The organism is Bacillus sp. FJAT-27445 (assembly GCF_001510665.1).
Classification (GTDB): Bacteria; Bacillota; Bacilli; order Bacillales; family Cytobacillaceae; genus Bacillus_D.
Map to the genome: position 1 here is coordinate 839,849 of NZ_LMTI01000001.1, position 15,180 is coordinate 855,028.

Below are 15,180 nucleotides of genomic sequence, written 5' to 3' on the forward strand. Positions count from 1 at the left end.
GCATCCCGCAGGACAAATAGCTTCCCTGAATAAGCTTTGCACGAAGGAAATGCGATAGCATTTTCGAGGAGTCGGTGCCCTCCGTTCCAATCAACATAAAAGTTACGTATTTTAATCATAAACCAGCTCTTATAGTGAAGAACCTAGCCTGATAAAAATCCAAGATTTGGGTGATGGAGAATGGATGGAAATGAAAGGCAGCCCTTTCTTTCATATGAATTAAACGAGCTGCTGATGTCAGCAAACCGAACTTTCGAATGCGCCAAAGGCAATTTCCTATTCAGGGAAGGACAGGAAGCGAACGAAGTCTATATTATTCTTTCCGGTAATGTCCAAATAACGAAAATGAACCCTCAAGGACAGGAGCTCCTTTTAAGGCTGTGCGGGGCCAATGATATAGTCGGGGAACTGACTCTCTTCACAATCGACCCCAAATATATTTTCAGCGCCAAGGTTGTAGAGGACTCAAGGATTGCCGCCCTGAATATTGGCGATCTCGAACATGCTTTTTTTAAAAACAGCAAGCTTGCCTATGAGTTTTTAAAATGGATGAATGACCACATGCGAAAAACGATGACTAAATTCAAGGATCTCGTACTTTATGGAAAAAAAGGCGCCCTATATTCGACCTTAATCAGGCTGAGCAACAGCTACGGGGTAAAGGGAGAAGATGGCATTTATATTAACGTCTCCTTGACCACGCAGGATTTGGCTAATTTTTGCGGCACGGCACGCGAAATCGTCAGCAGGATGCTCTCAGACTTGAAACAACGGAACATAATCAGCGTTCGGTCGAGAAAGATTATTATTCATGACCTTGACTATTTAAAAAGGGAAAACAATTGCGATAACTGCCCGATTGAATATTGCAATGTTGAATAAGCAAGGCGGAGTGAAAAATTCGGTTTTTATTCTTGTTCACAAATTATCCATATGCATTTAGGGGAAACTTCATTATCTTTGGTAAAGGGAGGGAATTTCTCATGAAAAAAGTGATTATTATATGCGCGGTTGCTATTGCGATTGGAATTGCGGGGGGAATCAGCTTTTTTAAAGTCAGGGATGCCATGGCGCAGATTCCTGAAAAAGTCGAGCTGGTTAACCAGGAGAACAAACCTTATCGTTTTGGTGACGATAAAACCAAAGTAAAATTAATAGAATTTATATACACCCACTGCCCTGATGTTTGCCCAACCACTACGCAGAAAATGGCCGCCTTGAAAAAGGACCTGGAAAAAAAGGGGGTTTTCGGCGATGAAGTCGAATTTATTTCCATTACCATCGACCCTTTTAGAGATACGCCAGACGTTTTGCGCAATTACATGGAAATGTTTGATATTGAAAACGATGGCAAGTGGATTTTCCTTACGGGGGACCAGAACGACCTGGAAAAAAGCCATGAACAAATAAGGCAGGTCGCAGCGCCTTTCCAATTTCAATACAAGGATCCCGGCAACGGATTTTTTATCCATACAACCTTTACCTATTTGGTGGATGAAAATAATAAATATATTGATAAATTCCCTATGGGAAAAGAATTCAATAAAAACGAAGTCTTAAAAACAATCATGGATGAAATTGAATAACGGTTAATAAAAGAAAAGCGGATACCCCGGAAACAAGGGTATCCGCTTTTCATATCATCTTAAACAATTAACCGAAGAAGGAGTGCTGTTCAAACGCTGCAAATTTGATAGATAATCAGCTTTCGGTTTAGTAATGCTCGCTTTGATCCCCGATTTCCTCAACTTTTTGACCAGTTCGGTTATTTTTTGCTTAGCCATACGGTTCACCTTCTCTTCTCGGCATTTCCATAAGTCAATTTTACACCAAAATTATGAATAAAGTGTGAAAATCTCAAAAAAAATTATAGAAAAATTTCGAAAGCTACACATCCGCAATTTGATTATTCGATTCCTTTTACCCCCTAGGATCCCAACAAAAACACGGACTTCTCTATTCTCTTATTTTAATTTATTCGCTCCTTGTCAATAATCATGTTATAATTTCATGGATTATGTGTATTTGGAGGATGCTATGATAACAGTCAGTAATGTAAGCTTAAGGTACGGAGACCGCAAATTATTTGAAGATGTTAATATAAAATTCACCCCCGGGAACTGCTACGGATTGATTGGCGCCAATGGAGCCGGTAAATCAACATTCCTCAAGATTCTCTCTGGGGAAATTGAATCCCAAACAGGCACTGTCCATCTTGGCCCTGGCGAAAGGATGGCTGTCTTAAAACAGAACCACTTCGAATACGAGGAGCATGAAGTCCTGAAGACGGTCATTATGGGCCATACTCGCCTATATGAAGTCATGCAGGAGAAAGATGCCATTTATATGAAAGAAAATTTCAGCGATGAAGACGGCATGCGCGCAGCTGAACTCGAAGGCGAATTCGCGGAACTGAACGGCTGGGAGGCTGAATCTGAAGCGGCAATTCTCTTGAAAGGCCTTGGCATTGATGAAACTCTTCATGAGAAAAAAATGGCTGAGCTTTCCGGTTCGGAAAAAGTGAAGGTCCTGCTTGCCCAAGCTTTATTTGGCAAGCCCGAAGTCCTTCTTCTTGACGAGCCGACGAACCACCTCGACATTAAAGCAATTCAATGGCTCGAGGAGTTCCTGATCAATTTTGAGAACACAGTCATCGTCGTTTCCCACGACAGGTATTTCTTGAATAAGGTTTGTACCCATATCGCCGACCTCGATTTCGGTAAAATCCAAATCTATGTAGGAAACTATGATTTCTGGTACGAATCCAGCCAGCTAGCAAGCAGGATGGCGCACGATCAAAACAAGAAGAAGGAAGAAAAAATCAAGGAATTGCAAGCCTTCATTGCGCGCTTTAGCGCAAACGCCTCAAAATCAAAGCAGGCGACTTCAAGGAAAAAATTGCTTGATAAAATTTCTCTGGATGACATTAAGCCTTCTTCACGCAAATACCCATATGTTGGTTTTACTCCTGAAAGGGAAATCGGGAACGACCTCCTTATGGTTGAGGGGCTCACAAAAACGATAGATGGCGTGAAAGTCCTTGATAATATTAACTTTACGATGAACAAGGATGACAAAATCGCTTTGGTCGGTACAAATGAACTCGCTAAAACTACCCTTTTCAAAATATTGATGGGTGAAATGGAGCCGGATTCCGGAACCTTCAAATGGGGAATCACTACTTCACAGGCTTATTTCCCGAAGGATAACTCAATCTTTTTCGAGAACAGCGAACTAAATCTTGTCGATTGGCTCCGTCAATTCTCCCCTAAGGATGAAAGTGAAAGCTTCCTGCGAGGTTTCCTTGGAAGGATGCTCTTCTCCGGCGAAGAAGTATTGAAGAAGGCAAGCGTTCTATCCGGAGGCGAAAAGGTCCGCTGCATGCTCTCCAAAATGATGCTCTCAGGCGCGAACGTTCTGATTCTTGATGAACCGACAAACCACCTTGATTTGGAGTCGATTACCGCTCTAAACAATGGGCTGATCAACTTTAAGGGTTCGATGCTTTTCGCATCCCATGACCATCAGTTTATCCAGACAATCGCAAACCGGATTTTCGAATTGACACCGGCCGGCCTTGTCGATAAGCAAATGACATACGACGAATACCTGGAAAACAAAGAACTCCAGGAACAAGTTGCAAAAATGTATTAATTTAAAAAAACAGGGGCTAAATGCTCCTGTTTTTTTCCTATTTAAATTTCAGTGAGTATAACCTCCCTCTCGTGTTGCCTTCCTGGTGTAAATCCATTTCTGTAAGGAGTTTATTTGCCAATTTGGCTGAATCTATTCCAAGAATTCTGCGGCATTCCCTATTTGTAATTTCATTTCCCGTAACGAGTAAGTGATCGGTTATTACGGCTACATGCGCATCTCTTGTCTTTGAAAAACAGTTTTTACAGTACCAAAAGGCCCTTAATCTCCCCATCGGGCGGAAACCGCAATAAGGACAAGGGATTTTCGTAAGGAGTTCTTCATGTTTTAGTTTATAAAACCCCAATATATTAATAGGCTGCGGGGAATGTCCTTTTTTGAGTGTTTTCGCTGTCCTTTTTAGTTCTTTTTCGCTAAGCAGTTCAGCTTTGTATCGTTTGGATAGCTCCATGACTTTCAGCGGCAGGCTCTTCTCTGTGCCAACATGCCTTGCAATTTCCCGATTGCTGCACCTAATGACTGATTGCTGGTTGCTTATAATGGCCAAGTGTTCGATCGGCATCTGTTTCAGTTTATGGGCATCGAGCCACCCCTTTAGCTGAATGCAGTGATTTAACGCTTGGACAAGGGGATTATCCGCACCAGTAATGGTTTCATGTCGGGATACAGTGAGTTGACCAGTGTCCCCATTGAAGTAGAGTTCCCCACTCAAGCTTTTGATTTCAATTATGATAAAGAATTTGGTGGTGAGAATGAGAGTGTCGATTTGAAAGTGGAGTTTATTGTGGACAAGGGTTAAATCATGTAGGATTAGAAAGTTTTTTTGATCAAGAAGCTTTACGTAGTAATCGGAATTTTTTTCACCACTATAACCTTTTCGGCGGTTTTTCAGGTTTTGGCGAATTTCGGGGACTCGCCGGTGGTTTGGGGGCAGCAATCGGAGGAGTGCTTCGAGGCATTGAATCCAAATTGGAACCCCGCGAGCTTTTATTAGCAAAAAAACAGCTCCTTTCATATGTTTCTGCGTTATTTCTTCTCCAACCTAGTGTTGTTTTCCTTCAAATAAGGAAAATTGTTGAAAAACGGACATATAATTAACATTAAATGTAAAAAATGGACTGTTTTTAATAGGTGGATTCAGTATAATAGCGGAATTTATTTTATTCGCCCTGAAATTTTTACTTTTCACCCTGTATTTCCATTGATTCGCCCCATTATTTTACACATTCGCCCTTATCTCAATTTTCAGAAAAATACTCGGGCAACTTTCCAACCCAAACACCTTGTTTAAGGGCTTTTTTCCCCCCAAAAAAAACGGAACTCCCCGCCAGAGAGCTCCGCCTATCCATAAAGTTTACGACCGCTTTTGTTTATTTCTTGAAGAAGGGGCCTTTACATTCCCGGTTTCCTTGTTCGTTGTTCCCTGGCCTTCAACCTGGGACGAGTTCAACCCAATAGTGGATGGGTCCTGTTTCCGTTTTCCCATATCAACACACCTCCCATTCTTTAGGGTAATCCCTTCCAGCCCATTTATTCAAAAAAGGAATAAATTCCGGTCCCTAAGGCATTATATGGACGAAGGAGGTGTGCTTTATGGCAAAAGTAGGAGTGGAACAATCCCTGGCCAATGTACAGCAGGCTTTGAGGGAACGTGGACATGAAGTGGTTGAACTGAAACAGGAATCGGATGCAGCGGACTGCGCCTGCTGTGTAGTAACCGGCCTGGACTCGAATATTATGGGAATGCATGATACGGTAACGAAGGCTTCGGTAATTGAAGCAAATGGCCTTTCGGCAGATGAAGTATGCAATCTTGTTGAAAACAGGCTCGGTTGATAAAAAATGTCCAGATTACTCCTGGACATTTTTCTTTTTCTGGTGACAGGACCGGTTTTCTTTGTTAAATTAAGACTGTCTTTCCATACCTGTCCCAAGGATGGAAAGACAAGTCGCCCTTTGGCGGAATTACTTTGTGACTGGATGGGTTTTTGTGTTACAAGCAGATATTGCCACCCCTATTATTCTCTCAATTCAAACCGCTGCCATCGCTCTCTGCCTTGCTTTTCCGCTTGGCATTTTCTTCGCGAAGGCAATGGCTGGAAAAAAATTTCCTGGCCAAACTGTTGTGGAAACTTTCTTTATGCTTCCGGTTGTTCTCCCGCCAACAGTTGTCGGCTTTTTGCTGATTATTCTTTTTGGCAAGCATAGCCCGATAGGCTCGTTCGTCGAGAGTGTGTTTGGGGCTTCAATCATGTTTACCCCTTGGGCCGCGGCCCTCGCATCGACCGTTGTTGCTTTTCCTTTAATGTATCAATCTGCTAAGGCGGGCTTTGAATCGATTGATCCGGGAATTGAAGAAGCAGCCCATATGGACGGGGCGGGAACGTGGAAAACGTTTTTTTATATCACAATTCCACTTTCGGCAAAAGCCCTAATAACGGGTGCTATCTTGAGTTTTGCCAGAGCACTTGGAGAATTTGGCGCAACGCTAATGTTTGCCGGCAATATCCCAGGCAAAACACAGACGGCGCCGATCGCGATCTATATTTCCATGGAATCGGGCCGGATGGACAGGGCATGGATTCTCGTCGCTATTATCATATTGATATCTTTTGTTATGCTCTATATTTCTTCCTTGTTAAAAAGCAAATAGCATTCTGCATATTTCCTTCCACGGATGGAAAACTACACCCGCCATTATAAACAAGGGAAGTGCTTTTGTGGAAGAAGTATTTTCGTCCATTATAAGGACTGCTGTGTCATTTATTTTATTGCTGATAATTCTTGCACTGTTCGGCAGGCAGATCAATGCCCATAAGAATCATTTCAATATGGCGATGGCCATTACAATTGGGTCGCTGATTGCAAATATGGGATTCAATATCAACCTGGATTATTGGCCTATGGTTTGCTCCTTTTTAACACTAGTTGTACTTTATTATCTTGCTGTTATTAGCACGTATCGCCTGCCTTTTTTTCAAAAAATCCTATCCGGGCCCTCCTCCCTGTTAATTGAAGAAGGAAAAATCATTGAAAAAAACATGGCCGAAGCAAAATACACAAAAGAAGGATTGCACCAGCAATTAAGAGAAAAGGGTATATTTTCTTTATCTGAAGTGAGAAAGGCTATACTTGAGCCGAATGGGACTCTTTCGATTGAAGAAAAAGCTCCCCAAGAGAAGGGGAGCTTTGCCAGCCCGGTTCCGGATGCTATATATGCCAACTTACATTTGCCAGCAGAAATGATCCTGAATGGCGTCTGCCAGTATCATCACTTTCCTGAACAGTTCGTCTCCTGGTTCGAGGGCTATTTATACGGCAAAGAACTAAAAACTGAAAAAATCAAATACGCTGTCATTTCCTCCGACAGAGTCCTTTTCATCGTTCCTTTTCCGAAAAATTAACTATCACGAATCCTGAGCCCAGTTAAAAAAGTAAGGAAGGTATAAACACCCGTTTTTACGGTTGCCTGGGCAGGGGTATCCTTTGTAGGATCGAGGCAAACAATATCCATTGCCGCAACCTTCTGTGACAAGCCTGCTTCGTAAACAGCTTCAAATAATTCGTATGATGCCATCCCTCCTGGGGTCGAGGCAGGAACCCCCTGGGCAAAAGCGATGTCAAGGACATCCATGTCTACAGTTACGTAAATATAGTCCACCCTGGCTGAAAGTTCGGCAACTGCTTCCCTTACCGTTTCAGCTATCCCCTTTTTCCGCGCTTCCCTAAGTGTAATGCAGTTAACCCCATGTTCTTTCGCATAACTCAAAAGAGACTGGCCGTTAAAAAAGCCATGTAATCCGATATTAAAAACATTTTTCCCCTGAATGGCCCCATTTTCAATCAAAAACCGGATCGGTGTCCCGTTTGTTGGCCCGTGATCGGCAAGATCCCGCAAGTCAAGATGGGTATCAAACTGCAATATGCCGATTTCTTTTCCCGGATGGACGGCCTTCAAGCCGGACACAAGCCTGGCTGTGACGGAATGGTCCCCTCCTATCGATACCGGAAAGGCATTAGGAAACGCCTCCCTAACAGAGGCCATCGCCTGCGTGATGTTTTCGTGCGATTTTGGGATATCGGTGAAGTGCATTTTCACGTTTCCAAGATCAAGTACCTTCATACCGCCAAGTTCTGTTTGATAATCAAGGTTGTAGGTGGAATAACCACCCCATGCCCTCCTGAATGCATCAGGAAACTCCGATGCACCTGATACAGAAATCGATGAACGCGAAAGCGGGACCCCAAGGACAACCACATCCCAACTGTCCCCGCCAGCAGAACCAGGCGTTTCCTGGCAAATCCAATCCTTCACTTTTGGATCTTTCGCCTCGTTGTCCCTCCTCCAGGTAAACTGGGCGGGTTCAAAAAATTCACTTAACACAATACCCCATCCCTTACGACAATCTTCCCTTTTTTAATAACAGTATCTGTATGGTTCATCCCGTAGTTGTACTGGAGCCGTTTGTAATTAGGGACGTTTGCGATCAGAATATCCGCCTGTTTACCTGGTTCAATGCTCCCAATCTTTCCTGCCCTTCCAATTGCATGCGCGGCGTTAATGGTCGCTGCCGTAATCACTTCCTCCATTGACATGCCCATCTTCAGGCAGGCAAGGTTCATGATCAATGGCATGGATACGGTTGGCGAGGACCCCGGGTTGCAGTCTGTCGACAAAGCAACAGGTACACCTGAATCAATCATTTTCCTTCCATTTGCGCTTTCGGCCATTAGAAAAAATGCTGTTCCAGGGAGAAGAACCCCAATGACTCCCTTTTCAGCCATTTTATCGATTCCGCGCTGGGAAGCTTTCAATAGATGATCCGCCGAAATTGCGCCGACTTCCGCAGCAAGCTCCGCGCCTTCGTAAGGCTCAATTTCGTCGGCATGGATTTTCGGAATCAGCCCATACTGTTTTCCCGCTTCCAAAAGCCGTCTTGATTGTTCAGGAGTAAAAACGCCTCTCTCGCAAAAAACATCATTAAATTCAGCAAGGCCTTCTGCCGCGACCTTTGGCAGCATTTCATCGATAATAAGGTCGATAAACCGGTCCGGATCTGCCTTGTACTCCGCCGGAACCGCATGCGCGCCCATGAAGGTGCTGACAATGTCGATTTCATGGGTTTCGTTCAGCTTTTTTGCAACGAGAAGCTGCTTATACTCGGTTTCCCAGTCGAGGCCATAGCCGCTTTTTGCCTCAACAGTCGTTACGCCATGCAAAAGGAAAGCGTCAAGCCTCTTTGACCCCTCTCGGAAAAGCTCTTCCTCGGAAGCGGACCTTGTCCTTGAGGTTGTCGCATGAATTCCGCCGCCGTTTTCCATGATTTCCATATACGTTGCGCCTTTTAGCCTCATTCCAAATTCATCTTCACGGCTCCCGGCATGGACAAGATGCGTATGGGGGTCGACAAGGCCGGGAAGGATAATCTTCCCGGTCGCATCGATGATCTCCGCTCCCTTCAGCATGGCGCCAGCTTCCGCTTCTACTTCCGCATTTGTGCCAACCGATACAATTTTCCCATCGGAAAGGAGGACTGCACCATTCTCGATTACAGAAAGGATGCCCATTTCCTCCCCGGTGGCAGGGCTGTGCGAAAAACCTTTTACTGTCACTACCTGTGAGGCATTTTTTATTAAAATCGTTCCAGACATATTTCTTTCTCCCCTTTCTCCAAAGTTGCCGTCATTGATGTTAGGGGCTAGTCAAGCATTGGAATGTTAAGCCCGTTCTTCCTGGCTGCGTCGACTGCCAAATCATAGCCCGCATCGACATGGCGCACGATTCCCATTCCCGGGTCGGACGTCAGGACGCGCTCCAGCCTGCGCTCTGCTTCCTTGGTCCCGTCCGCTACGATGACCATGCCAGCATGGAGAGAGTACCCCATCCCCACTCCGCCGCCATGATGCACGGATACCCAGCTCGCGCCGCCAACCGCATTAATCATTGCGTTCAAAATTGGCCAGTCCGCGACAGCATCACTTCCATCTGCCATCGCTTCCGTTTCTCTGTTCGGTGAAGCGACTGACCCGGAGTCAAGGTGGTCTCGGCCGATTACAATTGGAGCCTTTAATTGACCGCTGGCAACCATATCGTTAATGATTTTGCCAAAACGTGCCCTTTCACCATAACCAAGCCAGCAAATCCTTGAAGGCAGGCCTTGGAACTGGATTTTTTCCCTGGCCATCCGGATCCAATTGCATAGATGCTCATTATCGGCAAATTCACGCAAAATGACCTCATCTGTTTTGTAAATATCCTCGGGATCCCCGGAAAGCGCGACCCAACGGAACGGACCCTTTCCTTCGCAGAACAGCGGGCGGATGTATGCAGGCACAAATCCCGGGAAATCAAATGCATTTTCAACTCCAGTGTCCTTTGCTACCTGCCTGATGTTGTTTCCGTAATCAAAGGTTATCGCGCCTTTTTTCTGCATATCAAGCATTGCCCTTACATGAACCGCCATGCTCTCACACGACTTTTTTACATAGCCATCCGGATCGTTTTTCCGGAAATCAGCCGCTTCTGCCAGCGAGTAGCCCTCTGGGATATAGCCATTGAGTGGATCGTGCGCTGATGTCTGGTCGGTGAGGACATCAGGAATAAAGCCCAACTCAAGCATTTTTGGTAAAATCTCTGCCGCATTTCCTTCCAGCCCGATTGAAAGCGCCTGCCCCTGATGTTTCGCTTCTTTCGCTTTTGAAAGCGCGTCTTCAAGCGATTCGGCGACAACGTCCAGGTACCTTGTTTCAATTCTGCGCTGAATATGATGGATATCGGTATCAATTGCCAAACAAACCCCGCCGTTTAATGTAACTGCCAATGGCTGGGCACCACCCATACCACCCAGTCCAGCGGTTAACGTAATTGTATGTTTCAGGCTGCCCGAAAAGTGTTGCCTGGCAAGCTCGGCAAATGTCTCATATGTTCCTTGGACAATTCCCTGGCTTCCTATGTATATCCAGCTGCCCGCTGTCATTTGACCGTACATCATGAGTCCCTTTTTATCGAGTTCATGGAAGGTATCCCAATTCGCCCAGGCCGGAACAAGATTTGAGTTGGCGATCAGAACCCTTGGTGCGTCCGCATGGGATTTGAAAACCGCAACCGGCTTTCCGGATTGGATAAGCAATGTTTCGTCATTCTCAAGCTTTTTCAAAGAAGAAACGATTGCTTTAAAGCTGTCCCAATTCCTGGCGGCTTTCCCAATCCCTCCGTATACCACCAATTCATCCGGATTTTCGGCAACTTCCTCGTCCAGATTATTCATTAACATCCTGAGGGCAGCTTCCTGAATCCAACCTTTCGTATTCAGTTTGTCACCCCTGTACTTAACGACCATACTTTTTGTTTCCGCTTTCATTTTTGCTTCCTCCTCCCGAATGGCTGAACATCATTCTTTGTCATGGGGGTTAAGCGTTAGATGCGTTTTCTTGAGGCCATTAACCACTCCCCTATTTATTATAAAGGAAGTTTCAGAAAAAATAGACAAGTTTACTCACCCTCCAAGCATAAATTAATAATAGGACATGTTTGGGAGGGATATTATGCAAATTTGGACAATTAGAAAAGGAACGGCCATCCTCATTCTTGCCGCAGTGTTTGCGCTTGTTGCCGGGGTAGGATGGTGGCTGTTAAAAGCGGGAGATGATGTTGTTTTTAACGAAACGGCTGGTAAGCCCATCAGGGAAATCCACATGGTGACCGGAGAGTTTGCGGCAACACTTCCCGATGGGAAAAAAATTGAGGCATACAGATGGGACCCAGGGACAATTTTTATGGAAAAAGGCGAGAAGGTACAGTTGATTATTTACGGTGTAAATGGGAAGGAACATCCTTTCCACATCGAAAATACCACTATTAAAGGTATTGTTAAAAAAGGGGAAGAAACCGTAGTGGACCTTTCTTTTAAAAAAGAAGGAATCTATAGGTTGATTTGCGAAGTTCACCCCGATAAGGAACGAAATGGTCCGATGATTGCCTATATTGTCGTTGATTGACAGGTTGGACTCCTCCATTAAATGCTGTGCGCTATACTAGCGTGCGGCTTTTTGTTTACCTTCAAGAGACTCGTTGTTTCCACTTATTCCAAGGTGGGAATGTTGGATTAACTAGAAACCTCTTATATAACAGTTTACCCATTTGAATAAAAACCACTAGTACAGACTCCCCTTTTCTGAAAAGTCAAATTTTTATTAAACAACAGATTATTACGAGAAACCAAGTTTCACAATATAGTAACAATTAGACCTGTTTAAGGGTGATTTTTCTCACTTCCTATCTGTTATACTCAAGATAAGATAATAGCAATGAAACTGTTATATAGTTTTGAAAATAGATGAAGAGGTGAACCACAATGGCACAAACCACTCAGGTTAAAACCATTAAGGAAAAATCACAGGTTGAACAATGGAATGGCTTTAAATTTGGGAAATGGGCTTCCGAAGTAGATGTCCGGGATTTCATCATGAACAACTTCACGTTATTTGAAGGCAATGATTCTTTTTTGGCTGGAGCTACACCCGCAACAGACGTCTTATGGAAACAAGTAATGGAGCTGACTTCCCAGGAGCGTGAAAAAGGCGGAGTCCTCGACATGGATACCGAAACGGTTTCCACAATTACATCCCATGGCCCAGGATACCTTAATGAAGAACTCGAAAAAGTAGTAGGTTTTCAGACCGACAAGCCTTTCAACCGATCCATGCAGCCATTCGGCGGAATCCGCATGGCCAAGGCCGCTTGTGAAGCATACGGCTATACGCTGAATGAGGAAGTTGAACGGATTTTCACCGACTTCCGCAAAACGCATAATCAAGGAGTTTTTGACGCTTACACAGATGAAATGATGCTAGCTCGTAAAGTCGGCATCATCACAGGGCTTCCTGATGCCTATGGACGCGGCCGCATCATCGGCGACTATCGCAGAGTTTCCCTCTACGGTGTGGACTTCCTTATCGAGGAAAAGAAAAAGGATTTAAAATCAACCAGCGGAGTAATGTCCGAAAATAACATCCGCCACCGTGAAGAGCTTGCGGAGCAAATCCGCGCGCTTGTCGAATTGAAGGAACTGGCTAAGAGCTATGGATATGATATCTCATCCCCTGCCTCAAATGCGGCGGATGCCTTCCAATGGCTATATTTTGGCTACCTCGCGGCAATCAAGGAACAAAACGGTGCGGCGATGAGCCTTGGCCGTGTATCGACCTTCCTGGATATTTACATTGAACGCGACCTAAAGAATGGCACGTTGACCGAAATAGAAGCGCAGGAGCTTGTCGACCACTTTGTCATGAAACTTCGCCTAGTAAAATTCGCTCGCACGCCTGACTATAATGAATTGTTCAGCGGCGACCCGACTTGGGTAACCGAATCAATCGGCGGAATGGCCTTGGACGGACGCCCTCTTGTTACAAAGAGCTCGTTCCGCTTCCTGCATACTCTTGATAATCTAGGCCCGGCACCCGAGCCAAACCTGACTGTCCTATGGTCCACAAAGCTGCCGTCGAATTTCAAGAAATATTGCGCGAAGATGTCCATCCAAACAAGCTCGATCCAATATGAAAATGATGATATTATGCTTCCGGAATGGGGCGATGATTATGGAATCGCCTGCTGTGTATCCGCCATGGCGATCGGAAAGCAGATGCAATTCTTCGGTGCGCGTGCCAACCTTGCAAAAGTACTGCTTTACGCAATAAACGGCGGCGTTGACGAAAAGCTGAAAATCCAGGCCGGGCCTGATTATGCGCCAATTACTTCCGATGTCCTCGACTACGAAGAAGTTATGCAGAAGTTTGACAATATGATGGAATGGCTGGCGGGGCTTTACATCAATACCCTGAATGTCATCCACTACATGCACGATAAGTACAGCTATGAGCGAATTGAAATGGCTCTCCATGATTCAGAAATTCTCCGGACAATGGCAACCGGGATTGCAGGCCTGAGTGTGGTCGCCGACTCGCTGAGCGCGATTAAATATGGTGAAGTGAAGGTCATCCGGGATGAAAACGGCCTGGCGGTTGATTTTGAAGTGAATGGCGACTATCCAAAATACGGAAACAACGATGACCGGGTGGACAGCATTGCCGTCGAAATTGTAAAAACCTTTATGAACAAGCTTCGGAAGCATGAAACATATAGGAATTCCATGACAACGATGTCGGTCCTGACGATTACTTCAAACGTTGTATATGGAAAGAAAACAGGAAATACACCGGACGGCCGCCGCACTGGAGAACCATTTGCACCTGGCGCGAATCCAATGCACGGACGGGATACAAAAGGAACACTTGCATCCCTCGCTTCTGTCGCGAAGCTTCCTTATGAATATTCTCTTGACGGAATTTCAAATACGTTCTCAATCGTCCCAAAAGCTTTGGGAAAAGAAGACGAGAGCCGTATCAATAACCTCGTTTCCATCCTGGATGGATATTCAATTAAGCAGGGGCACCATTTGAATGTAAACGTCTTTAACCGGGAAACGTTAATGGATGCAATGGAGCACCCTGAGCTCTATCCGCAACTGACAATCCGTGTATCCGGATATGCGGTAAACTTTATTAAGCTGACAAGGGAACAGCAAATGGATGTCATTAATCGTACATTCCATGAATCCCTTTAGGCTATAAGGGGCTGGCAGTACTGCTGCCCTCCCCTTTTTATTTGAAAGGAGATACAAGTATGAACGGAAACATTCATTCAATTGAAACATTTGGAACGGTAGATGGGCCTGGGATCCGCTATGTCCTTTTTACACAGGGATGCCTGCTCCGCTGCCAGTTTTGCCACAACCCCGATACATGGGAAATAGGGGCAGGCAGGCAGATGGCCATTTCAGAAATCATGGAGGATCTCCGTTCATATCTCCCTTTCATTGAATCTTCGGGTGGAGGGATTACGGTCAGCGGCGGAGAACCTCTTCTCCAGGTCCCTTTCCTGCTCGAATTGTTCAAGGAATGCAAAAAGGCGGGAATCCATACAACCATTGATTCATCGGGAGGCTGCTTTTCGAGCTCCAGGAATTTTCTCGACCAGCTTGATGAGCTGATGGACTATACCGACCTTGTTTTGCTTGACCTGAAACATATTGACCGAAAAAAACACATCAATCTTACAGGTATGGCGAATGATCATATTTTGGAATTCGCGAAATACCTGTCTGATAAAAATGTCCCAGTATGGGTCCGGCATGTCCTTGTTCCCGGCGTAACAGATGCTCCTGAAGATCTAGGTAGATTGGGAGAGTTCATTGGAACACTCAGCAACGTGCACAAAGTTGAAATATTGCCGTACCATAAGCTTGGCGTATATAAATGGGAGGCCTTAGGCCGTGAGTACCCGCTGCAGAATGTAGAACCCCCGGGCGAGGAAACGGTCAAGGAAGCCTATGAGCTTATAACAAAATGCTGGAACGCCCCTTTCCTTTTATAAAAAGAAAAATGCTGTCCAGCCTGGCAGCATTTTTTTTATTTTCTTACTAAACTATCCGTTTTTGTCACTAACCGTTTCGGCGGCCGGTATTT

General features: G+C 45.0%; 14 protein-coding genes. 9 read left to right on the forward strand and 5 right to left on the reverse strand.

Going from position 1 to position 15,180, the window contains the following annotated elements:
• Positions 1-180 precede the first annotated feature (180 nt).
• The 3 genes from AR337_RS04165 (at position 181) to AR337_RS04175 (ending at position 3,654) form a co-directional block, all read left to right on the forward strand.
• Positions 181-882: a Crp/Fnr family transcriptional regulator gene (locus tag AR337_RS04165; protein WP_059170726.1), complete on the forward strand. Its 702-nt coding sequence runs from the start codon at positions 181-183 to the stop codon at positions 880-882.
• A gap of 101 nt (positions 883-983) precedes the next feature.
• Positions 984-1,586, forward strand: a complete 603-nt coding sequence (locus AR337_RS04170; RefSeq protein ID WP_059170727.1) for an SCO family protein — start codon at positions 984-986, stop codon at positions 1,584-1,586.
• Between the two features lie 451 nt (positions 1,587-2,037).
• The gene (locus tag AR337_RS04175; RefSeq protein WP_059170728.1) at positions 2,038-3,654 is read left to right on the forward strand and encodes an ABC-F family ATP-binding cassette domain-containing protein; all 1,617 of its coding nucleotides are present in this window, start codon (positions 2,038-2,040) and stop codon (positions 3,652-3,654) included.
• A 37-nt stretch (positions 3,655-3,691) separates the two neighbouring features.
• Here the strand turns inward: AR337_RS04175 and AR337_RS04180 are convergent, their stop codons facing one another.
• Positions 3,692-4,651 (reverse strand): nuclease-related domain-containing protein, encoded by a 960-nt coding sequence (locus tag AR337_RS04180; RefSeq protein ID WP_059170729.1) that lies wholly within the window; start codon positions 4,649-4,651, stop codon positions 3,692-3,694.
• A gap of 357 nt (positions 4,652-5,008) precedes the next feature.
• Entirely contained in the window at positions 5,009-5,140 is a 132-nt protein-coding gene (locus tag AR337_RS22580) for a YuzL family protein (RefSeq protein WP_082686823.1), read from the reverse strand.
• 107 nt (positions 5,141-5,247) lie between these two features.
• Between AR337_RS22580 and AR337_RS04185 the strand changes: the two genes are divergently transcribed.
• The 3 genes from AR337_RS04185 (at position 5,248) to AR337_RS04195 (ending at position 7,058) form a co-directional block, all read left to right on the forward strand.
• Positions 5,248-5,490 (forward strand): YkuS family protein, encoded by a 243-nt coding sequence (locus tag AR337_RS04185; RefSeq protein ID WP_059170730.1) that lies wholly within the window; start codon positions 5,248-5,250, stop codon positions 5,488-5,490.
• Positions 5,491-5,644: 154 nt separating this feature from the next.
• Positions 5,645-6,307: a molybdate ABC transporter permease subunit gene (gene modB, locus AR337_RS04190; RefSeq protein WP_059170731.1), complete on the forward strand. Its 663-nt coding sequence runs from the start codon at positions 5,645-5,647 to the stop codon at positions 6,305-6,307.
• A gap of 67 nt (positions 6,308-6,374) precedes the next feature.
• Complete coding sequence (locus AR337_RS04195) at positions 6,375-7,058, forward strand: DUF421 domain-containing protein (protein ID WP_059170732.1); 684 nt, start codon at positions 6,375-6,377, stop codon at positions 7,056-7,058.
• Here the strand turns inward: AR337_RS04195 and AR337_RS04200 are convergent.
• From AR337_RS04200 to hutU, 3 genes are read right to left on the reverse strand one after another with little or no spacing between them, the layout of a single operon-like run.
• Positions 7,055-8,038, reverse strand: coding sequence for an agmatinase family protein (locus AR337_RS04200; protein ID WP_059170733.1), 984 nt, complete (start codon positions 8,036-8,038; stop codon positions 7,055-7,057). The two genes, AR337_RS04195 and AR337_RS04200, sit on opposite strands and share 4 nt — an antisense overlap.
• A complete protein-coding gene (hutI, locus tag AR337_RS04205; protein ID WP_059170734.1) occupies positions 8,032-9,306 on the reverse strand; it encodes an imidazolonepropionase in 1,275 nt (424 codons plus the stop codon). The genes AR337_RS04200 and hutI overlap by 7 nt, the downstream gene beginning before the upstream one ends.
• 47 nt (positions 9,307-9,353) lie before the next feature.
• Complete coding sequence (gene hutU, locus AR337_RS04210; RefSeq protein WP_059170735.1) at positions 9,354-11,015, reverse strand: urocanate hydratase; 1,662 nt, start codon at positions 11,013-11,015, stop codon at positions 9,354-9,356.
• 184 nt (positions 11,016-11,199) lie between these two features.
• Between hutU and AR337_RS04215 the strand changes: the two genes are divergently transcribed.
• The 3 genes from AR337_RS04215 (at position 11,200) to pflA (ending at position 15,088) form a co-directional block, all read left to right on the forward strand.
• On the forward strand, positions 11,200-11,652 hold the full coding sequence (locus AR337_RS04215; protein ID WP_059170736.1) for a cupredoxin domain-containing protein: 453 nt from the start codon (positions 11,200-11,202) through the stop codon (positions 11,650-11,652).
• Between the two features lie 356 nt (positions 11,653-12,008).
• A complete protein-coding gene (pflB, locus tag AR337_RS04220) occupies positions 12,009-14,279 on the forward strand; it encodes a formate C-acetyltransferase (RefSeq protein ID WP_059170737.1) in 2,271 nt (756 codons plus the stop codon).
• Positions 14,280-14,338: 59 nt separating this feature from the next.
• Entirely contained in the window at positions 14,339-15,088 is a 750-nt protein-coding gene (pflA, locus tag AR337_RS04225; protein ID WP_059170738.1) for a pyruvate formate-lyase-activating protein, read from the forward strand.
• Positions 15,089-15,180 lie beyond the last annotated feature (92 nt).

Excerpts from the sequence above, each read along its gene's own strand:
- AR337_RS04165 (WP_059170726.1), top strand. The coding sequence starts at position 181 with ATGGATGGAAATGAAAGGCAGCCCTTTCTTTCATATGAATTAAACGAG.
- AR337_RS04170 (WP_059170727.1), top strand. The coding sequence starts at position 984 with ATGAAAAAAGTGATTATTATATGCGCGGTTGCTATTGCGATTGGAATT.
- AR337_RS04175 (WP_059170728.1), top strand. The coding sequence starts at position 2,038 with ATGATAACAGTCAGTAATGTAAGCTTAAGGTACGGAGACCGCAAATTA.
- AR337_RS22580 (WP_082686823.1), bottom strand. The coding sequence starts at position 5,140 with ATGGGAAAACGGAAACAGGACCCATCCACTATTGGGTTGAACTCGTCC.
- AR337_RS04185 (WP_059170730.1), top strand. The coding sequence starts at position 5,248 with ATGGCAAAAGTAGGAGTGGAACAATCCCTGGCCAATGTACAGCAGGCT.
- hutI (WP_059170734.1), bottom strand. The coding sequence starts at position 9,306 with ATGTCTGGAACGATTTTAATAAAAAATGCCTCACAGGTAGTGACAGTA.
- hutU (WP_059170735.1), bottom strand. The coding sequence starts at position 11,015 with ATGAAAGCGGAAACAAAAAGTATGGTCGTTAAGTACAGGGGTGACAAA.
- AR337_RS04215 (WP_059170736.1), top strand. The coding sequence starts at position 11,200 with ATGCAAATTTGGACAATTAGAAAAGGAACGGCCATCCTCATTCTTGCC.
- pflB (WP_059170737.1), top strand. The coding sequence starts at position 12,009 with ATGGCACAAACCACTCAGGTTAAAACCATTAAGGAAAAATCACAGGTT.
- pflA (WP_059170738.1), top strand. The coding sequence starts at position 14,339 with ATGAACGGAAACATTCATTCAATTGAAACATTTGGAACGGTAGATGGG.